The organism is Nonomuraea sp. NPDC049421, from assembly GCF_040677005.1.
GTDB lineage: Bacteria > Actinomycetota > Actinomycetes > Streptosporangiales > Streptosporangiaceae > Nonomuraea > Nonomuraea salmonea.
Map to the genome: position 1 here is coordinate 79,153 of NZ_JBFAQA010000007.1, position 17,959 is coordinate 97,111.

The following is a 17,959-nucleotide window of genomic DNA, read 5'->3' on the forward strand; positions in this document are numbered from 1 at the left end:
GCCGGGTGGGGTGGAAAAGCCACCCCATCACCGCCGAAAGCACGAAGGCCGGGTGGGGTCAGGTGGTGAGGAGGGTTTTGACTATGGGGGCGAGGGCGCGGAAGGCGCGGCCGCGGTGGCTGATCGCGTCCTTCTCCTCGGGGGCCATTTCCGCCGTGGTGCGCTCTTCGCCCTCGGGGACCAGGATCGGGTCGTAGCCGAAGCCGTTGGTGCCCCGGGGTGTCCTGACCAGGCGGCCGGGCAGGGTGCCACTCGCGACGCGGTACTCGCCCGAGGGCAGGGCCAGGGCGGCGGCGCAGGCGAAGTGGGCGGTGAGCTTGTCTTCAGGCACGTCGGAGATCTGGGCGAGCAGCAGCTCCAGGTTGGCCTGGTCGTCGCCGTGGCGGCCGGCCCAGCGGGCCGAGAAGACGCCGGGCATGCCGTTGAGCACGTCGACGCAGAGCCCCGAGTCGTCGGCGACGGCGGGCAGGCCGGAGCCCTGAGCCACGGCGTGCGCCTTGAGCAGGGCGTTCTCCTCGAACGTGACCCCGGTCTCGGCGACCTCGCCGATCGAGGGGAACTCTTCGAGCCCGACGATGTCGAACCCGTCGAGGATGCGGCGCAGCTCCGCGATCTTGCCCGCGTTGCGGGTGGCCAGCACGATCTTCATGACGCCAGCGCCTCCTGCTGCAGCAGGGTCAGCTCGGCGCAGCCGGTGACGGCGAGGTCGAGGAGCTGGTCGAGCACGCCCCGGTCGAACGGCGTGCCCTCGGCGGTGCCCTGCACCTCGACGAAGCGGCCGTCGCCGGTCATCACGACGTTCATGTCGGTCTCGGCGGCGACGTCTTCGCCGTAGCAGAGGTCGAGCATCGGGACGGTGCCGATTACGCCGACGGACACGGCCGCGACGGAGCCGATGAGCGGCTCGCCCGGGCACATGCGGCGCTGGCGCATCCACGCGACGGCGTCGGCGAGCGCGACGTAGGCGCCGGTGATGGCGGCCGTCCTGGTGCCGCCGTCGGCTTGCAGCACGTCGCAGTCGAGCAGGATGGAGTTCTCCCCCAGCGCCTTGTAATCGACGCAGGCCCGCAGCGACCGACCGATCAACCGGGAGATCTCGTGGGTGCGCCCGCCGATTTTCCCGCGGACCGATTCGCGATCGTTACGAGTATTGGTCGCCCGCGGCAGCATCGCGTATTCGGCCGTAACCCAGCCCTGGCCGCTGCCCCTGCGCCAGCGAGGGACGCTGTCCTGCACGGACGCCGCGCACAGCACCTTGGTGCCGCCGAATTCGACCAGCACCGATCCTTCGGCGTGGGCCAGCCATTGCCGGGTGATGGTGATGGGACGGAGCTGGTCAGGGTTGCGGCCATCCTGTCGAGACATACTGCGGCCATCCTGTCGGGACATACAGATCACCCTATCTCCGCGCCACCGCACGCTTGACCAAATGTGTCCGCCACATGGATCCTTACGCAATGACAACGGGGGTGTTGCGTAACCCTGACTTCCTCCGGTTCCTCAGCTCGCACGCCGCGAACGAACTCGGAGCGAACGTTTCGCGTGTGGCGCTGCCGCTCGTCGCGGTCATGACGTTGCACGCCGGTCCGGCTCAGGTCGGTCTGCTGTCGTCGCTGCAGACGGTGGCGTTCCTCCTGCTCGGTCTGCCTGCGGGGGTGTGGGTCGACAGGCTGCGCAAACGCCGCGTCATGATGGCGTCGGACCTCTCGCGGTTCGTGCTGCTCGGCAGCATCCCGCTGGCGGCCGGTCTCGACCTGCTCAGCATCGAGCTGCTGTTCGTGGTGGCGCTGCTGGCGGGCGTCTCACAGGTGTTCAACGACGTGGCCGACTCGACGTACCTGCCCAACCTGGTCAGCACCACGCAGCTCAGCGACGGCAACGCGAAGCTGGAGACCGTACGGGCGAGCGCGTTCCTCGCCGGCCCCGGCGTGGGCGGGGCGCTGGTGCAGTTACTCGGCGCGCCCCGGACGGTCCTGACCACCGCTCTAGGGGCGCTCGCGTCAGTGTTCTTCCTGTCCACGGTGAAGGTGCCGGACAAGCCGCCGGCCGACACCGAGCGCGGCCCGATGCTGCGGGGCATCAGGGAAGGACTGGCGTACGTGTGGCAGGACCGCCTGATGCGGGCCTTCGGCGCCTCGTCCGCGCTCGGCAATCTGTGCGTGAGCGGCGTGCTCGGCCTGTCGGTGCTGTTCCTGGCGGAGACGGTCAAGCTGGCCCCGGGCGCTGTCGGGGCCTTACTCATGTCCGGGGGCATCGGCGGGGTGCTGGGCGGCCTGACCGGCGGCTGGCTGTCGCGCAGGTTCGGCAGCGCCAGGACGACCCTGGTGGCCACCGCCGTCGGGGCGCCGTTCGGGCTGCTGCTGCCGCTGACCCAGCCCGACTGGCGGGTGGTCTGCTTCGCGCTCGCCTCGATGGGGATCTCGTGGGCCGCGGCCATGTCGAACGTCGGTCAGAGCACCTATCGCCAGACCGTCACCCCGGATCACCTGCTCGGCCGGGTGAACGCGTCCGTGCGGTTCGTGACGTGGGGCGTGATGCCGCTGGGCGCGCTGCTCGGCGGCATCGTGGCGCAGCAGATCGGGGTGCGGCAGGCGCTGTGGCTGCTGATGGTGGGCAGGGCGGTGGCGTTCGTGCCGCTGCTGTTCTCGCCGCTGCCGCGGATGCGCGACTTCGCCGACGCGCGGCCTCACCGGTGACGGGCTCGCGAACGGGCCGGGCTCAGGCCAGCTCGTAGACGGCGCCGCTGCGGGCCAGCTCGACCGGCCCGGCGAAGCCGCCCGCCGACGCCTCCTCCAGCACGGTCGCCGAATCGTTCCACGGCACGAGGTGGGTCAGCACGAGCCGGCCGACGCCCGCCTTCGCGGCGTGCTCGGCCGCCTGCCGGCCGGTCAGGTGGAGGTCGGGCGGCAGGTCGGGGCCCTCGACGAACGACGCCTCGCACAGCAGCAGGTCGGTGCCCGTCGCCAGCTTGACCAGCTCCTGCGACTCGCCGGTGTCGCCGGAGTAGGCGACGCTCCTGCCACCGTTGGCGACGCGGAAGCCGTACGCCTCGACCGGGTGGTTGACCAGGCCGGCGGTCAGCGTGAACGGGCCGATCTCGAACGAGCCAGGCCGCAGCGGGACGAACTCGAAGGCCGTCTCCAGCGCGGGCTCCTCCGGCATGCCGTACGCGCCCGCCAGCCGCCGCGGCGCGTCGGCCGGGGCGTAGACGGGGACGAGCGGGTAGGGCGCGGCCGGCCCGTACGTCCTGGCCACGTGGTAACCGCAGATGTCGAGGCAATGGTCGGCGTGCAGGTGGGACAGGCAGATCGCGTCCACGTCGTACAGGCCGATGTGGCGTTGCAGCGCGCCCAGCGAGCCGCTGCCGAGGTCGAGCACCATCCTGAACCCGTCGGCCTCGAGGAGGTAGCAGGACGCGGGACTGTCGGGTCCGGGGTAGCTGCCCGAGCACCCGACGATGGTCACCTTCATGTGGGCCTCCCGTTAAAGGTAGTACCCCCCACTGGTGCGACTTCGACCGCGTCGATCTCCGGCCCCAGGAAACGCCGCCCGAGCCGGGCGAAGAGCAGAGAGTCGCCGGTGGCACGGAAACGGTGCCGGGGGGTGGCCTCGCCTCCTGCCGCCAGTCCGCGGTCGTGCAGGATCCGATAGACGTCCTTGGCCGTCTCGTCGGCGCTGGAGATGAGCGTGACCCCCTCGCCGGCGACGTAGGAGATCGCGCCGGCGAGCAGCGGGTAGTGGGTGCAGCCGAGGATGAGCGTGTCGCAGCCGGCGGCCCTGACGGGCTCCAGGTAGCCGCGTACGACCTCGATCAGCTCGTCGCTCATCGTCTCGCCGCGCTCGACGTACTCGACCAGGCGTGGGGCGGCCACGCCGGTGAGCTGCACGTCGGGGGCGGCGGTGAAGGCGTCGTGGTAGGCCATGGACTCGATGGTGGCCCTGGTGGCGATCACGCCGACCTTGCCGTTGCGGGTGGCGCGCACCGCCCGCCGCGTGGCCGGCATGATCACTTCGACGACCGGGACGTCGTACCGCTCACGAGCGTCGCGCAGCACAGCCGCGCTGGCGCTGTTGCAGGCGATCACGAGCATCTTCACGTTCTGCTCGACCAGGTGGTCCATGACCTCCAGCGCGTACGCCCGCAGCTCCGCGATGCGCTTCGGCCCGTACGGCTGGCGGGCCGTGTCGGCCACGTAGGTGATGGACTCGTGGGGCAGCTGGTCGATGATCGCTCGCGCGACCGTCAGCCCGCCCACCCCGCTGTCGAAGATCCCAATGCTCGCGTCCGGCACGCTCTTGAGGGTAGGCGACCTGCACGATCAGCACTGCGTAAGAATGCTCACACCTGCGACACATGAGCATGATGCGGTGTTGCCTTGGTCACAGGCCGACCTTCAGCCTCGTCCGACGCGGGCGAGCTGGCGCGACTGGGCGACCAGGCGGCCGGTGGAGTCGCGTACCTCGACCTCCTCGTCGAACCAGCCGTCGGCGACCAGCCGGCCGCTGCCGAGCAGGGTGAGCCAGCCGGGGGCGGGCAGGGCGCGCAGGTGCCAGGTGAGGTCCACGGTGGGCGCCCAGCCGCGCGAGCCGGAGGAGAAGATGACCGGCGGCAGCACGTCCACGGCCAGCGCCAGCACGTACGGGTCGGGGTCCTGCGGCTCGGCCATCCTGAAGTACGCCCGCGACTCGGGCCTGCCGCTGGGCCTGCCGTGCAGCCAGCCGATGGTGGGCGGGTCGAAGCGCAGCTCCATCTGGGCGTTGAGGGTCATGCCCGACTCGGGCTTGGGGTCGGGCAGCTTGGCGCACTCCTCGACGGGCGGCATCCCAAAAGCCGGTTCGTCAGCATAAATCGGCTCGACGTCCTGCAACGTGGCCGTCGTGATCAGGCTCTCGATCTGCGTCACGCCGTCCTGCACCAGCCTCGCGCGCGCGAACGCCACCGTCCTGCCCGCCTTCAGCGGCTCGACGACGACCTGCGCGGGACCGGCCACGGGCGCCTTGTGGAACTGCGCCGTCGTGCTCACCGGATGCTCGAACGGCGAGGCGTCCACCGCCGCCCGCAGGATCACGGCCATCAGATAACCGCCGTTGAGCGGCCCGCCGATCGCGTATCCGGGATCGAGACAGACGTCATAGGTGTGCTCGTCGACCCTGATCGCCTGCGTCGCCTCGTCGAACTTCGTCATCAGTCCCGCCTCATGTCCGAACTATGTTCTAGACATGCTAGGGCATTCGCCCATCAGCGCGCCTACCTGCGAAAACGTGATTCGGCTGACAACGTTTGATCATGGCAAGTGTCACCGAACTCATCGGTCAGTCCGTTTGGGACTCCAACGGGGTGTGGGTCGGTTTCGTGGTGGACATCCGGGTGGTCAGGCACAAGGGCGAGCTCCAGCAGAGCCACACCGTCTACGGCCTCGTCGTCTCCGGCCTGCGGGCGCCGTTCCTGCTCGGGCTCACCCGTGATCGCCAGGGCCGATCGGCCTGGTTGTCACAGCTGCTCGCGCGGGTCGTGTACGCGGGGTGCACGTTCGTCCCGTGGGAGAACGTCGTCGATTACGGCGGCGGGGAGGTGTACATCGATGTCCTGAGAAAAGAGCTGAATCGGGTCTAATCGCAACTTCAGTACATTGCAAGCGCCCGTCTAGCAACATCAGCTACCTTCTCTGTGGTCAAAAGTCCACATTGTGAGTTGAGTGATGTCTGCTAACAATCCCCCCTATGGCCAGGATCCTGACCGGACCACGGCGTACAACTGGAACCAGGGGCAGCAGCCGGAGGGCGCGCCGACGGCGCAGTATCCGGGGCAGCCTTACCCTCCCCAGCAGCCTTACGGCCAGCAGCCGGCTCAGGGGCAGGGGGCATACGGCCAGCAGGCGTCCTACGGCCAGCAGCCCCCTTACAACCCCCAGTACGGCCAGCAGCCCCCTCAGCAGCAGCCGTACGGCGGCCAGCAGGCCCAGGGCGGCTGGCAGCAGCAGCCCCAGCAGCAGTACCCCCAGCAGGGCGGCTGGGACCAGCAGCAACAGCAGCAGCAGGGCTGGCAGTACGAGCAGCAGGGCCCGCAGCAGGGCGGCTGGCAACAGCAGGGCTGGCAGCAGCAGGGCTGGCAGCAGCAGGGCCCTGAGGGCTTCGGCCCGGCGGAGCCCGCCAAGAAGGGCCGCAAGAGCTGGATCATCGCGGTGGCGGCGGCGCTGGCCGTCGTCCTGCTCGGCGGCGGCGCGGTGTGGGCCGTGGGCGCACTCGGCGGCGGCGGCGCCCAGCCGAGCGACGTCCTGCCGGCCGACGCGATCGCCTACGCCCGCCTCGACCTCGACCCGGCCGCGAACCAGAAGGTCGCGCTGTTCCAGCTCGCGAGCAAGTTCACCGCCACCAAGGACTCCTTCACCGGGGACGACCCGCGTAAGGCGCTGTTCGACCTGCTGAACGAGGACGGCGACAGCAAGATCGACTTTGCCAAGGACGTGGACCCCTGGCTGGGCAGCCGCGTCGGCTTCGCCGCCATGCCGTCGGGCAAGACGCAGCCCGACTTCGCGGTGGCCATCCAGATCACGGACGAGGAGGCCGCCAAGGCCGGCATCGCCAAGATCATGGAGAACGACAAGTACGGCATCGCCTTCCGCGACGACTACGCGCTGCTGACCCCGACCCAGGACCTCGCCACCAAGTACGCCCAGGCCGAGGGCAGCCTGTCGGACAACGCCGGGTTCAGCGAGGACATGGGCGCCCTCGGGGAGCAGGGCGTGCTGTCGTTCTGGGCCTCCATGGGCGGCCTGATCGAGCTCGCCAAGAAGGAGGTCCCGGCCGACCAGACCGCGGTGCTCGACCAGATCAAGGACGCCAGGTTCGCCGGCGCGCTGCGCTTCGACAGCGCCTACGTCGAGCTGGCCGGCGTCGTGCGCGGCGCCAAGGGCATGGCCCCGGAGGGCGACCTGCCCAAGGCGAACATCGGCACGCTGCCCGCCACCACGGCCGGCGCCGTCTCGATCTCCGGCCTCGACCAGGTGCTCACCAAGCAGTGGGCCGAGATCGAGAAGCAGGCGAGCGCGACCGGCGGCACCCAGGTCGCGCAGATGCTGCAGCAGGTCAAGACCCAGTTCGGCCTGAGCCTGCCCGGTGACCTCGCCACCGTCGTCGGCAAGAACTTCACCGTCGCCGTCGACAGCGAGGGCCTGGACACCAACCAGATCAAGGGCGGCGTCCGGGTCGCCACCGACGCGGCCAAGGCGCAGGCGATCGTGGACAAGGTGCTGAACGCGATGTCGCAGAACGGCCAGCCCGCGCCGCAGATCGCCAAGGTCGCGGGCGACGGCGTCTTCACCGTGGCCACCTCCCAGGACTACGCGAAGAAGCTGGCCGAGGAGGGCACGCTGGGCGAGTCGGAGACGTTCCAGACGGCCATCCCGAACGCCGACGACGCCAACTACGCCATCTTCGTCGACCTCGACAAGATCGAGAAGCTGTACCTCGCGTCGATGCAGGGCGACGACAAGGCCAACGCCGAGGTGCTGCGGGCGGTCGGCCTGAGCGGCAGCCAGACCGACACCGAGGCGACGTTCTCGCTGCGCCTGCTGTTCAACTGACCCATCCGGGGAGAACGTGAAAGGCGGCCGGCCCCTGAGGGGACCGGCCGCCCGGCGTTCGCGTGGGAGTCAGGCCCAGAGCTGGCCTTCGAGGCGTTCCTCCGCCTCGTCGAGCGTGCCTTCGTACGCGCCCGTCGACAGGTACTTCCACCCGCCGTCGGCCACCACGAACACGACGTCGGCCCGCTGCCCCGCCTTGACCGCCTTCTTCGCCACCCCCAGCGCCGCGTGCAGCGCCGCGCCGGTGGAGACGCCGGCGAAGATGCCCTCGGCGGCCAGCAGTTCGCGGGTGCGCCGCAGCGCGTCGGCCGAGCCGACCGAGAAGCGGGTGGTCAGCACGGACTCGTCGTAGAGCTCGGGGATGAACCCCTCGTCGACGTTGCGCAGCCCGTAGACCAGCTCGCCGTAGCGCGGCTCGGCGGCGACGATCTGCACGTCGGGCACGTGCTCGCGCAGATAGCGCCCGACGCCCATGAGCGTGCCGGTGGTGCCGAGCCCGGCCACGAAGTGGGTGACCGTGGGCAGGTCGGCGAGGATCTCGGGGCCGGTGGTCTCGTAGTGGGAGCGCCAGTTGGCCGGGTTGCCGTACTGGTAGAGCATCACCCACGACGGGTTCTTCGCCGCCAGCTCCTTCGCCACCCGCACGGCCTCGTTGGAGCCGCCCGCGGCGGGCGAGGAGATGATCTCCGCGCCCCACATGCGCAGCAGCTGGCGCCGCTCCTCCGAGGTGTTCTCCGGCATCACGCAGATCAGCTTGTAGCCCTTGAGCTTGGCCGACATGGCGAGCGAGATGCCGGTGTTGCCGCTGGTGGGCTCAAGGATCGTGCAGCCGGGGGTGAGCAGCCCGTCCTTCTCGGCCTCCTGGATCATCCAGAGCGCCGGTCTGTCCTTGATCGACCCGGTCGGGTTGCGGTCTTCGAGCTTGGCCCAGACGCGCACCTCGCCGGAGGGCGACAACCGGGGCAGCCCGACCAGCGGCGTGCGCCCGACCGAGTCGATCAGCGAGTCGAAACGCATGTCATCCGCCGGCGACGGCAGGCAGGACGGTCACCGTGTCGCCGTCGGACAACGGGGTGCCGAGGCCGCCGAGGAAGCGGACGTCCTCGTCGTTCAGGTAGACGTTGACGAACCGGCGCAGGCTGCCGTCGTCGACCAGGCGGTCCTTGATGCCGGGGTGTCGGGACTCGAGATTGCTGATCAGCTCTTCGAGCGTGGCGCCCTCGGCGTTCACGGCCTTCGCGCCGTCGGTGTAGTTGCGCAGGATCGTCGGAATGCGTACCTCGATGGCCATCGCGGTCAGTCTCCTCAAGGTGTCAGTCGTCGTCCCATCGGCAGCAACGCCGATGGAGGGGTGCGGATTCCATGGGCTCGTACGCCGATAGCGCCACGCGCGGACGGAGGTCCTACGGGCGGGAGACCGGCGGTTCGCCCGCCGGACAGTCGTAGACGACGACGGCAGGAGTGTGTGCGAACAGGAAGCTCTGCACAGGCCTGACCATCATGGGAGAAACCTTACCTCTTCCTCGGTGATCTGCCCGTCGAGGATCCGGTAGGAGCGGAACTCCACCTCGTTCTCGTCCCGCGTGGAGACCAGCACGTAGTGGGCGTCGGGCTCGGAGGCGTAGGAGACGTCGGTGCGCGACGGGTACGCCTCGGTGGCCGTGTGGGAGTGGTAGATGACGACGGGCTCTTCGTCGCGTTCGTCCATCTCCTTCCACACCCTGAACTGCTCCATCGAGTCGAAGCGGTAGAAGGTGGGCGAGCGCTCGGCGTTCTCCATCGGGATGAAACGCTCGGGCACGCCGTTACGGCCCGCGATGACGCCGCACGCCTCGTCGGGGTGATCGGCGCGGGCGTGGGCGACGATCTTGTCAGCCAGTTCCTGCGAGATCGACAGCATGCCCGGAAGCTACCAGAGGGCCCGGACCAGGCTGTCCTGGAGGTAGGTCAGCCAGTCGTAGGTGACGTAGGCCGGGTAGCGGGGATCGTCCTCGGACATGACCGCGATCTCGTCGTGGACCTCCTCGGTCACGTCGAGCTTGGTGCCGAGCGTCAGGCGCAGGTCGTTGAGCGAGCGCAGCCACGCCTGGGCCTCCTCGGCCGACAGCTCCGCCCGGCCCGCCCTGGCGGTGGCGTGCACGGTCTGGGCGTCGGCCCGCTTGCCGTCGCGCAGCGTCGCCTCGGTGTAGCGGCGGAACTCGGCGGAGTCCTTGTCGTCCTCGTACGCCGAGGGGAACAGCCTGGCCAGCACCGGATCGGACGGCGCCGCGCTGTCACCGATGCCGAGCGCCCGTTCGAGCGGGTCGTCGCTGGTCTGACCCGGCGAGACGATGCCCAGCATCATGGAGACCAGCGAGCGCAGCAGCGAGATCTCCGCCGCCTCGAACTCGGCGACGACGCCGCCGTCCTTGCCCCGCGAGAACCCCGAACTCACCTGTGCCTCTTCCCGGTAGGAGTGCCGCGACCCGTGGATCTCACTTGACCGAGTCCGGCTGGAGCGTCGCCCACAGGCCGTAGGAGTGGAGAATCTGCACATCCCTTTCCATCTCCTCGCGCGTGCCGCTGGACACGACGGCCTTGCCCTTGTGATGCACGTCGAGCATCAGTTTCTCGGCCTTCTCGCGGGTGTAGCCGAAGACCGTTTGGAAGACATAGGTCACGTAGGACATGAGGTTGACGGGGTCGTTCCAGACGATGGTCACCCATGGCAGATCGGGCCGGACGTCCGATGACGGACGCTCAACGGCGATTGGAGCGGTGCTACCCACATCCCCGAGTCTGCCCTATCTGGGCCGTAGTCTTCGAGTCGTGAGAATGACCATGAGCACTGCGTTGCTCACAGATCACTATGAGCTGACAATGTTGCAGGCCGCCCTGCGCAGCGGCGCGGCGCACCGGCGGGCGGTTTTCGAGGTGTTCGCCCGGCATCTCCCCGGTGGACGGCGTTACGGCGTCGTCGCAGGTACCGGGCGCGTCCTGGACGAGCTGGAACACTTCCGTTTCAGTGACAATGAACTCACCTTTCTGCGCGACCACCACGTCGTGGACGAGGCGACCCTGGCGTTTCTCGCCGATTACCGGTTTTCCGGCAACATCTACGGCTATCTGGAAGGCGATCTCTACTTCCCCGCCTCCCCGATCATGGTCGTGGAGGGCACGTTCGCCGAGGCCGTGCTGCTGGAGACGCTGACGCTGTCGATACTCAACCACGACTGCGCCATCGCCTCCGCCGCCTCCCGCATGACCAACGCGGCGGGCAAGCGGCCGATCATCGAGATGGGCTCGCGGCGTACGCACGAGCACGCCGCCGTGGCCGCCGCCAGAGCCGCCTACATCGCCGGGTTCGCCTCCACCTCCAACCTGATGGCCGGCCACCTGTACGGCGTGCCCACGGCCGGCACGGCGGCCCACGCGTTCACGCTGCTGCACGACAGCGAGCGCGACGCGTTCGAGGCCCAGATCGCCTCACTGGGGCCGGAGACGACGCTGCTGGTGGACACGTACGACGTGGCCGAGGCCGTGCGCACCGCCGTCGAGCTGGCAGGACCGAAGCTGGGCGCGGTCCGCATCGACTCGGGCGACCTGGCCGCCGCCGCCCAGGAGGTGCGCGAGCAGCTCGACTCCCTCGGCGCCTTCGACACCCGCATCCTCGTCACCTCCGACCTCGATGAGTACGCCATCGCCGCGCTGGCCGCCGCCCCCGTCGACGGCTACGGCGTCGGCACGTCCCTGGTGACCGGCTCGGGGGTGCCGACGGCCGCCCTGGTCTACAAGCTGGTGGCCCGTGAGACGGCCACCGGCAAGCTGGAGGCCGTGGCCAAGCGGTCGGTGGGCAAGCCGTCGCGCGGGGGGCGCAAGGACGCGTACCGGATGGTCGACGCGGCCGGCCACGCCGACACCGAGCTGATCACCACCGGCGGGCTCGTCCCCGAGGGCGGGGTGCCGCTGCTGCACGAGCTCGTCCGCGAGGGCGAGGTCGTCGGCCGCGAGCCGCTGTCGGCCGCCCGCGACCGCCACGCCGCCGCCGTCGCCACCCTCCCCCAGGAGGCGCTGCAGCTCGGCAGGGGGTACGCGGCGATTCCGACCGAGTTCGCCTGACGTATGGTGCTACCTATGGGCACCGCGTTGATCATCGTTGACGTGCAGAACGACTTCTGCGAGGGCGGCAGCCTGGCCGTCGCGGGTGGGTCGGAGGTGGCCGCGGCGATCAGCCGCCACGTCGCCGGCCACCCCTACGACCACGTCGTGGCCACCCGCGACTACCACATCTCCCCCGGCGACCACTTCGCCGAGACCCCCGACTACGCGGCCAGCTGGCCCGCCCACTGCGTGGCCGGCTCGTCCGGGGCCGAGTTCCACCCCGGCTTCGACGTCTCGAAGGTGGAGGAGGTCTTCAGCAAGGGGGCTTACGAGGCGGCCTACAGCGGCTTCGAGGGCGCCTCCGGCGACGAGGTGCCGCTGGATCGGTGGCTGCGCGAGCGCGGGGTCACGGAGGTCGACGTGGTGGGCATCGCGACCGACCACTGCGTCCGCGCCACCGCCCTCGACGCGGTCAAGCACGGCTTCGCGGTGCGGGTCCTGCTCGACCTGACGGCCGGCGTGGCGCCCGCGACGACGCAGGCGGCGCTGGCGGAGATGGAGGAGGCGGGCATCACCCTCCAGGGCGCCCCCGCCGTCGGCTGAGCCGATCACGATACGTACACAGTTTGCAACGCTGCGGTCATGTGATATCGAGGACAGCGGACCCCGCTCCGAAGCCGGAGTAACACGGAGAGTGATCACTCTTCCAAGCGGTGGGAGGTTCTCCATGCTGCCTCTGTCCCTCGGCGTGGCCTGGCTCGTCCTCGGGCCCCTCGCCCTGTGGTTGCTGGTCAGGGGCACCACGATCGACCGCGCCGCCGCCGTCGTGACGCTGGTCCTGCTGGAGGCGGGCACCGTCGCCATGAGCGCGCTGCGCCCGCCGCCCGCACCCGCCGCCGACCCCTCCCCGCAGGCCGTGGCCGTCGCCGCCACCCCGGCCGCGCCGGCCTGCCGTGGCCGCGCGCCCGTCCCCCGCACCGCCGACGTGAGCCGGCACCTGGTGCTGACGTGGCCCGCGGTCTCCGGCGAGTGCCGCACCGCCGAGGTCGTCGTGCTCCCCCGCGGCAAAAAGCTGCTCATCTGGCTGTACGCGGCCGGCCACCCCGGCCGGGCGACCTCGCGCCACACCTACACCCGGCCCGTCCACGTGAAGGACGGCACCGCCTCGCTGACGGTGCCGCTGCACGCGGAGACGGGCGTGGTGCCGGTCGACGGCCGCACCGGCCGTTCGATCCCCTCACGTGCCGCCTGAGCCGCGTCAGGCGTGGGTGACGGCCAGCCGCAGCGCGTCGTCGATCCTGGCGTACACCTCGAACGCGTGCCGCAGCCCCGTGATCGACAGCACCCGCGCCATGACCCCCTGCACCCCGCCGAGCACCAGCCTGGTGCCGCCCGCCTCGCAGCGCTGCATGAGGTGGACGAGCTCGTTCATGCCCATGGAGTCGCAGAACGAGACCTCGCTGAGGTCGAGGATCAGAAAGGGCTGGGGCAGCAGCTCCCAGATCTGCTGCAGGTGCTCCTGGAAGATCGGCAACGCGTTGACGTCGAGCTCGCCTTCGATCCTGACGATGATGGCGTTTCGAGAGAGGCCTGAAGTGACGGTGAGCGTCGGCTTTCCGGTGGCCTCAGACGACATGGGCAAAGTCCTTCTGCGTATCCCAAGACAGCCAAGAGTGGTTGTTGCCGGTTCCGTCGAGCTTCTAACAGAAGGCCAGTGCTCTGTGACCAAATGCGCATAGTCACGTACCGTGACGGCCATCCCCACCCTCGCTGACCTGCGCCTCGGCCGGCGGGCGCGCCCGCCGGCCGTGAGGGGTCAGCGGCGCTGGGTGGCCCAGCGGCGGATCATGGCGATGCGCTCCTGGATCTGCTCCACCGTCGCCTGCGCGATCGGCGGCCCGCCGCACGCCCGCCGCAGCTCGTTGTGGATCACCCCGTGGGGCTGGCCGGTGCGGTGGTTCCAGGCGCCGACGAGGCCGTTGAGCTCGCGCCGCAGCTCGGCGATCTGCTCGTGGGGCGCGAGCTCCTGCCGGGGCTCGGCGGTCTGCTGCTTGCGCCTGGCCGCCTGCTGGTCGGACTGCCGCTTACGCAGCAGCGTGGCCACCTGGTCGGGCTCGAGCAGGCCGGGCAGGCCGAGGAAGTCCTCCTCCTCGGCGGAGCCGATCTCGGCGCCCGTGCCGAACTCGCCGCCGTCGAACAGCACCCGGTCGAACGTCGCCGACGTCTCCATGGTCTCGAACGGCAGCTCGTCGCCGAGGACGTCGGGGTTGTCCTTCTGCCGGTTGGCCTGGTCGAGCAGGGTGTCGTCGAGGCCGTCCTCGGGTGGCCGCTTGTTGAGCACGTGGTCGCGCTCGGCCTCCATCTCGTTGGCCAGCCCCATGAGGGTCGGCACCGAGGGGAGGAAGACGGACGCGGTCTCGCCGCGCTTGCGGGCACGCACGAAGCGGCCCACGGCCTGGGCGAAGAAGAGCGGGGTCGAGGTGGAGGTGGCATAGACGCCCACGCACAGGCGCGGGATGTCGACCCCCTCGGACACCATGCGGACGGCGACCAGCCAGCGGTCCTCGGAGGCCGCGAACTGCTTGATCTTCTTCGACGCGCCGGGGTCGTCGGACAGCACGACCGTGGCGCCCTCGCCGGTGATGTTGCGCAGGTGGCGGGCGTAGGCGCGGGCCGTCTCGTGGTCGGTGGCGATGACCAGGCCGCCCGCGTCGGGCACGCCCCTGCGCACCTCGGTGAGCCGGCGGTCGGCGGCCTGCATGACCTGGCGGATCCAGTCGCCCTTGGGGTCGAGCGCGGCCCGCCACGCCTGGGAGAGCTGGTCTTTGGTGAGCGGGGTGCCGAGCGTCGCGGCGATCTCGTCGCCGGCGCGGGTGCGCCACTTCATCTCGCCGGAGTAGGCGAGGAAGATCACGGGACGGACGACGCCGTCGGCGAGCGCGGGGCCGTAGCCGTAGGAGTAGTCGGAGACGCTGCGCTTGACGCCCTCGCCGTCCTCCTCGTAGGCGACGAACGGGATGGGGTTGTCGTCGGACCTGAACGGCGTGCCGGTGAGCTGCAGCCGCCGGGTGGCGGGCTCGAACGCCTCGCGCACGCCGTCGCCCCACGACTTGGCGTCGCCGGCGTGGTGGATCTCATCGAAGATGATGAGCGTCCTGCGGGCCTCGGTGCGCGCCCTGTGGAGCGCGGGATGCATGGCGACCTGCGCGTAGGTCACCGCCACCCCGGTGTAGTCGCGCGAGGTGGTGCCCTGGCTGTTCTTGAACTCGGGATCGATGGCGATGCCCACCTTGCCCGCCGCGTCGGCCCACTGGCGCTTGAGGTGCTCGGTGGGCGTCACGATGGTGATGGCCTTGATCACCCCGTTGGCGAGCAGCTCGCTGGCGATGCGCAGGGCGTAGGTGGTCTTGCCGGCGCCCGGCGTCGCCACGGTGAGGAAGTCACGCGGCTCGCGCCTGAAGTAGAGGTCGAACGCCTCCTGCTGCCAGGCCCTGAGCTTGGGAGCGGTGCCCCATGCGGCGCGGTCTGGATAGGAAGGCGAAAGGTGGGACGCGGCGAAGGTGCTCACCGCATCACCTCTGAGGTTGGTGTGCTTCGCTCTCTCACAGTGACCCAAGGGTAATCGGGCCCACCGACAAGACGTGCCGTGAGCCGAGGATTCTGGCCAACGTTCTCCTCACGTGCTATGCGGCTTATCGGAGGCTCGTCAGCACCGTGTCGAGTGCCTGCCTGCGGCTTTCCTCCTCGGGCTGGAGCAGCCCGAGGAGCAGCACCGGCTTGCCCTGGCGAGTGACGAGCATCACGCGCAGGTACGCCGGCCGGTTGACCACGTCGCGGTATTCGGCGCGCAGTGCCCGGGTGTGGCCGTCCTGGGTGCGGCGGTCGTCCACGACCGTCACGCGGTCGCCCTTGAGCAGCAGCTTGGAGTAGAGCTCGGTGGCCTGGGCCGTGGCCTTCTTCGCGTCCTCGATCGGCCCCTCCATCGGCCGGGCCATCACGAGCCCGCCGGCGTCGTCGCGGGCGACCGAGGTGAAGCCCGTGACCGGGGGCACCGGGTCCGTCCGCCAGCCCTCGGGGAGTGTCGCCGTCACGCCGGCCCGCGGGTCGCTCAGGCGGCCTGGCTCGGGCTCCTCGGCGACGAAGCGCAGGGCGGTGACCGTGGCCGCCGCCACGAGCGCCGCCGCGGCCGCCAGGGCCGTCAGCACGGCGGCCACCTTCCGCGGCACCTTCCACGGCGCCCCCGTGCCGCTCCGGACGCCTCCCGCGCGCTGTCTGGGGGCGGTGGGAGCGCCGTAGAGGTGCGCCGACGGCGGCAGGTCGTCGGAGTCGTCGCGGGCGGCGTCACGGGCGGCGCCGCCCGCGGCGCCGCGGATGCGCGCGCTCCACGACGGCTCGTCCGCGTCGTCCGGGTCGTCCTCGTTCCAGAACGACTCGTCCGGCTCCAGGTCGAGTGGATGCCGCCGCTGCCGGTCTTCGGTGCGGGCCCACCCTGAGCCGTCGGAGCGGCCCCACTCCGCGTCGTCGGGCGGCTCGTCGCGGCGCCCCCAGGCGCCCGGCGGCTCGGACAGGGGCGCGGCGGGGCGGGCCTCCGCCCAGTGTTGCTCGGCGCGCCGGCCTTCGACCTGGCGCCGCTGGTCCTGGTGTTGCTCGGCGCGCTGTCGTTCGACCTGGCGCTGCTGGTCCTGGTACGGCGGCCGCGTCCGCTTGGGGCGCGGCGGCGGGACGTCGTCGGGCGGGGCCGGGTCGGGAGGAGGCGACGGCGGGCGGCGGTGCCTGGGCCCCGGCTGCGGGGGCCAGACCCGGCGATCATCGTCCATGTCACCTCCTCGCCCGCTGTCCTATCACTCCCAGCGACCGGTGACAGGCGAACTGTGACCGGTGTGACGGGAGGGACGGAATTTCAGCGCGTACGACCGGCGAGCAGCGTCCCGCTGAGCGCGATGGCCGCCATGAGGCCCGAGATGACGAGGAACCCGGTGGCGATCTCCTGCGGCGCGTGACCGATCACGTTCACCAGCGCGCCGCCGATCCCGACGGACAGCGCCGAGCCGAGCTGGTCGGAGACCGACAGCGAGGCCGAGTTCGCGCCCTGCTCGTTCACCGGCGACTGCTTGAGCGCGGTGACGTTGGTCGTGGTGATGCCGTAGCCCATGCCGAGCCCGGCCAGGATCCACGCCGGTACGGCGATCCACCCCGTGACGCCCGGCAGCACGGACAGCAGGCTGACCAGGATGCCCGCGGTGACGCAGCCCGCGCCCAGCCTGATCCGCCTGTGCGGGTCGGCCGACTGCCTGCTCTGCAGGTACGCCCCGGCCGACCAGCCCAGCGCGCCCGTGGTGAGCGCGATGCCGGCCGCGGTGGTATCGAACCCTTTCACCTCCTGCAGGGCCAGCGGGATGAAGGAGTTGACCCCGAAGAACGAGGCCGAGAAGAACCCGCGCATGAGGACGGTCGTCGGCAGCCCGCGCCGCAGCAGCAGCGAGCCAGGCGGCAGCAGCCGGTAGAGCCCGATGACGAGCAGCGCCAGCCCGGCCACGCTCGCCACCGCGGCGGGCAGGACGTCGCGGTGCAGCCCGTCCACGCCGTACAGCAGCAGCCCGGCGCCGCCGGCGGTCGAGGTGGCGGCCAGCGTCATCGCCACCGGCTTGGAGCGCGGCCCGGTGCCGAGCTGGGCCTCGTGGGCCGAGCCCAGCCGCAGCGCCGGCACGAGCATCACCAGCGCGGGGATGACCAGCGGGACGATGCCGTAGAAGACGTAACGCCAGCCCCACGTGTCGCCGACGAACCCGGCCACGGACGGCCCCACCATGGCGGGCACGACCCAGGCGGCCGACAGCGCGGCGAACGCCTTGGGCCGCACGTCCATGGGGTAGACGCGGGCGATCATCACGTACAGGGCGACGATCGCGGAGCCGCCGCCGAGCCCCTGCACGACCCGCGCCAGCAGGAACATCTCCGCGGACGACGCGGCGCCGGCCAGCCCCATGCCGGCCGCGAACAGCACCACCCCGGCCAGGAACGGCGCCGGGTAGCCGCGCTTGTCGGACCAGAGGCCGGAGACGACGTTCATGAACAGGCTGGCGATGAGGAAGGCGGAGAAGCTGATGCCGTAGAGGTCGAGGGCGTTCAGCTCCTTGGCGATCGACGGCATCACCACACCGACCGACATGCCCTCGAAGGCGATCAGCGTGACCACCAGGAGGATCCCTAACGTGGCCGCCCGGTACGCGGTGTCGAAGATGCCGGGCGGTTTTGTGGGAGTGTCGAGTGCTTTTGGTGCTGTCACCCGGACATCG

20 protein-coding genes are annotated in these 17,959 nt (G+C 70.5%); 6 read left to right on the forward strand and 14 right to left on the reverse strand.

Features of this window, described 5'->3' with window-relative positions:
* Window positions 1–58: 58 nt before the first annotated feature.
* Complete coding sequence (gene rdgB, locus AB0K18_RS14280; protein ID WP_364914448.1) at window positions 59–649, reverse strand: RdgB/HAM1 family non-canonical purine NTP pyrophosphatase; 591 nt, start codon at window positions 647–649, stop codon at window positions 59–61.
* On the reverse strand, window positions 646–1,365 hold the full coding sequence (gene rph / locus AB0K18_RS14285; protein WP_364914449.1) for a ribonuclease PH: 720 nt from the start codon (window positions 1,363–1,365) through the stop codon (window positions 646–648). Before rph ends, rdgB begins: the two co-directional genes overlap by 4 nt.
* Before the next feature lie 92 nt (window positions 1,366–1,457).
* Here rph and AB0K18_RS14290 point away from each other — a divergent pair, with 92 nt between their 5' ends.
* Window positions 1,458–2,696 (forward strand): MFS transporter, encoded by a 1,239-nt coding sequence (locus AB0K18_RS14290; RefSeq protein WP_364914450.1) that lies wholly within the window; start codon window positions 1,458–1,460, stop codon window positions 2,694–2,696.
* 22 nt (window positions 2,697–2,718) lie between these two features.
* Here the strand turns inward: AB0K18_RS14290 and AB0K18_RS14295 are convergent, their stop codons facing one another.
* The 3 genes from AB0K18_RS14295 to AB0K18_RS14305 all read right to left on the reverse strand — a co-directional run bounded on the left by AB0K18_RS14295 (window position 2,719) and on the right by AB0K18_RS14305 (window position 5,186).
* Window positions 2,719–3,471, reverse strand: a complete 753-nt coding sequence (locus AB0K18_RS14295; RefSeq protein ID WP_364914451.1) for an MBL fold metallo-hydrolase — start codon at window positions 3,469–3,471, stop codon at window positions 2,719–2,721.
* Entirely contained in the window at window positions 3,468–4,292 is an 825-nt protein-coding gene (gene murI, locus AB0K18_RS14300; RefSeq protein ID WP_364378709.1) for a glutamate racemase, read from the reverse strand. Before murI ends, AB0K18_RS14295 begins: the two co-directional genes overlap by 4 nt.
* A 102-nt stretch (window positions 4,293–4,394) precedes the next feature.
* On the reverse strand, window positions 4,395–5,186 hold the full coding sequence (locus AB0K18_RS14305; RefSeq protein ID WP_364914452.1) for a thioesterase family protein: 792 nt from the start codon (window positions 5,184–5,186) through the stop codon (window positions 4,395–4,397).
* A 101-nt stretch (window positions 5,187–5,287) separates the two neighbouring features.
* Between AB0K18_RS14305 and AB0K18_RS14310 the strand changes: the two genes are divergently transcribed.
* Together AB0K18_RS14310 and AB0K18_RS14315 are read left to right on the forward strand one after the other, a co-directional pair.
* Window positions 5,288–5,614, forward strand: a complete 327-nt coding sequence (locus tag AB0K18_RS14310; RefSeq protein WP_364378715.1) for a hypothetical protein — start codon at window positions 5,288–5,290, stop codon at window positions 5,612–5,614.
* Between the two features lie 85 nt (window positions 5,615–5,699).
* Window positions 5,700–7,583 carry a DUF3352 domain-containing protein gene (locus AB0K18_RS14315; RefSeq protein WP_364914453.1) on the forward strand — a complete coding sequence of 628 codons (1,884 nt, stop codon included), beginning with the start codon at window positions 5,700–5,702 and terminating at the stop codon, window positions 7,581–7,583.
* A gap of 69 nt (window positions 7,584–7,652) precedes the next feature.
* Here the strand turns inward: AB0K18_RS14315 and AB0K18_RS14320 are convergent, their stop codons facing one another.
* The 5 genes from AB0K18_RS14320 to clpS form a co-directional block, all read right to left on the reverse strand.
* On the reverse strand, window positions 7,653–8,600 hold the full coding sequence (locus AB0K18_RS14320) for a cysteine synthase (protein ID WP_364914454.1): 948 nt from the start codon (window positions 8,598–8,600) through the stop codon (window positions 7,653–7,655).
* Between the two features lies 1 nt (window position 8,601).
* Window positions 8,602–8,874 (reverse strand): MoaD/ThiS family protein, encoded by a 273-nt coding sequence (locus AB0K18_RS14325; protein WP_345397736.1) that lies wholly within the window; start codon window positions 8,872–8,874, stop codon window positions 8,602–8,604.
* Between the two features lie 207 nt (window positions 8,875–9,081).
* Entirely contained in the window at window positions 9,082–9,483 is a 402-nt protein-coding gene (locus tag AB0K18_RS14330; protein WP_345397733.1) for a M67 family metallopeptidase, read from the reverse strand.
* A 9-nt stretch (window positions 9,484–9,492) separates the two neighbouring features.
* On the reverse strand, window positions 9,493–10,017 hold the full coding sequence (locus AB0K18_RS14335; RefSeq protein WP_345397730.1) for a DUF2017 domain-containing protein: 525 nt from the start codon (window positions 10,015–10,017) through the stop codon (window positions 9,493–9,495).
* 40 nt (window positions 10,018–10,057) lie between these two features.
* On the reverse strand, window positions 10,058–10,351 hold the full coding sequence (gene clpS, locus AB0K18_RS14340; protein WP_345397727.1) for an ATP-dependent Clp protease adapter ClpS: 294 nt from the start codon (window positions 10,349–10,351) through the stop codon (window positions 10,058–10,060).
* Between the two features lie 46 nt (window positions 10,352–10,397).
* On the opposite strand from clpS, the gene AB0K18_RS14345 reads away from it, so the two are divergent.
* The 3 genes from AB0K18_RS14345 (at window position 10,398) to AB0K18_RS14355 (ending at window position 12,915) form a co-directional block, all read left to right on the forward strand.
* A complete protein-coding gene (locus AB0K18_RS14345) occupies window positions 10,398–11,681 on the forward strand; it encodes a nicotinate phosphoribosyltransferase (RefSeq protein ID WP_364914455.1) in 1,284 nt (427 codons plus the stop codon).
* 15 nt (window positions 11,682–11,696) lie between these two features.
* Entirely contained in the window at window positions 11,697–12,266 is a 570-nt protein-coding gene (locus tag AB0K18_RS14350; protein ID WP_364914456.1) for a nicotinamidase, read from the forward strand.
* Between the two features lie 124 nt (window positions 12,267–12,390).
* Entirely contained in the window at window positions 12,391–12,915 is a 525-nt protein-coding gene (locus AB0K18_RS14355) for a hypothetical protein (RefSeq protein ID WP_364914457.1), read from the forward strand.
* A gap of 6 nt (window positions 12,916–12,921) precedes the next feature.
* On the opposite strand, the gene AB0K18_RS14360 is transcribed toward AB0K18_RS14355, so the two are convergent.
* The 4 genes from AB0K18_RS14360 to AB0K18_RS14375 form a co-directional block, all read right to left on the reverse strand.
* Complete coding sequence (locus AB0K18_RS14360; RefSeq protein WP_364914458.1) at window positions 12,922–13,299, reverse strand: STAS domain-containing protein; 378 nt, start codon at window positions 13,297–13,299, stop codon at window positions 12,922–12,924.
* 180 nt (window positions 13,300–13,479) lie between these two features.
* Window positions 13,480–15,231 (reverse strand): DEAD/DEAH box helicase, encoded by a 1,752-nt coding sequence (locus tag AB0K18_RS14365; RefSeq protein ID WP_364555601.1) that lies wholly within the window; start codon window positions 15,229–15,231, stop codon window positions 13,480–13,482.
* Window positions 15,232–15,355: 124 nt separating this feature from the next.
* Window positions 15,356–16,480, reverse strand: a complete 1,125-nt coding sequence (locus AB0K18_RS14370) for a hypothetical protein (protein WP_364914459.1) — start codon at window positions 16,478–16,480, stop codon at window positions 15,356–15,358.
* A gap of 83 nt (window positions 16,481–16,563) precedes the next feature.
* On the reverse strand, window positions 16,564–17,949 hold the full coding sequence (locus AB0K18_RS14375; RefSeq protein WP_364914460.1) for an MFS transporter: 1,386 nt from the start codon (window positions 17,947–17,949) through the stop codon (window positions 16,564–16,566).
* Window positions 17,950–17,959: the final 10 nt, after the last annotated feature.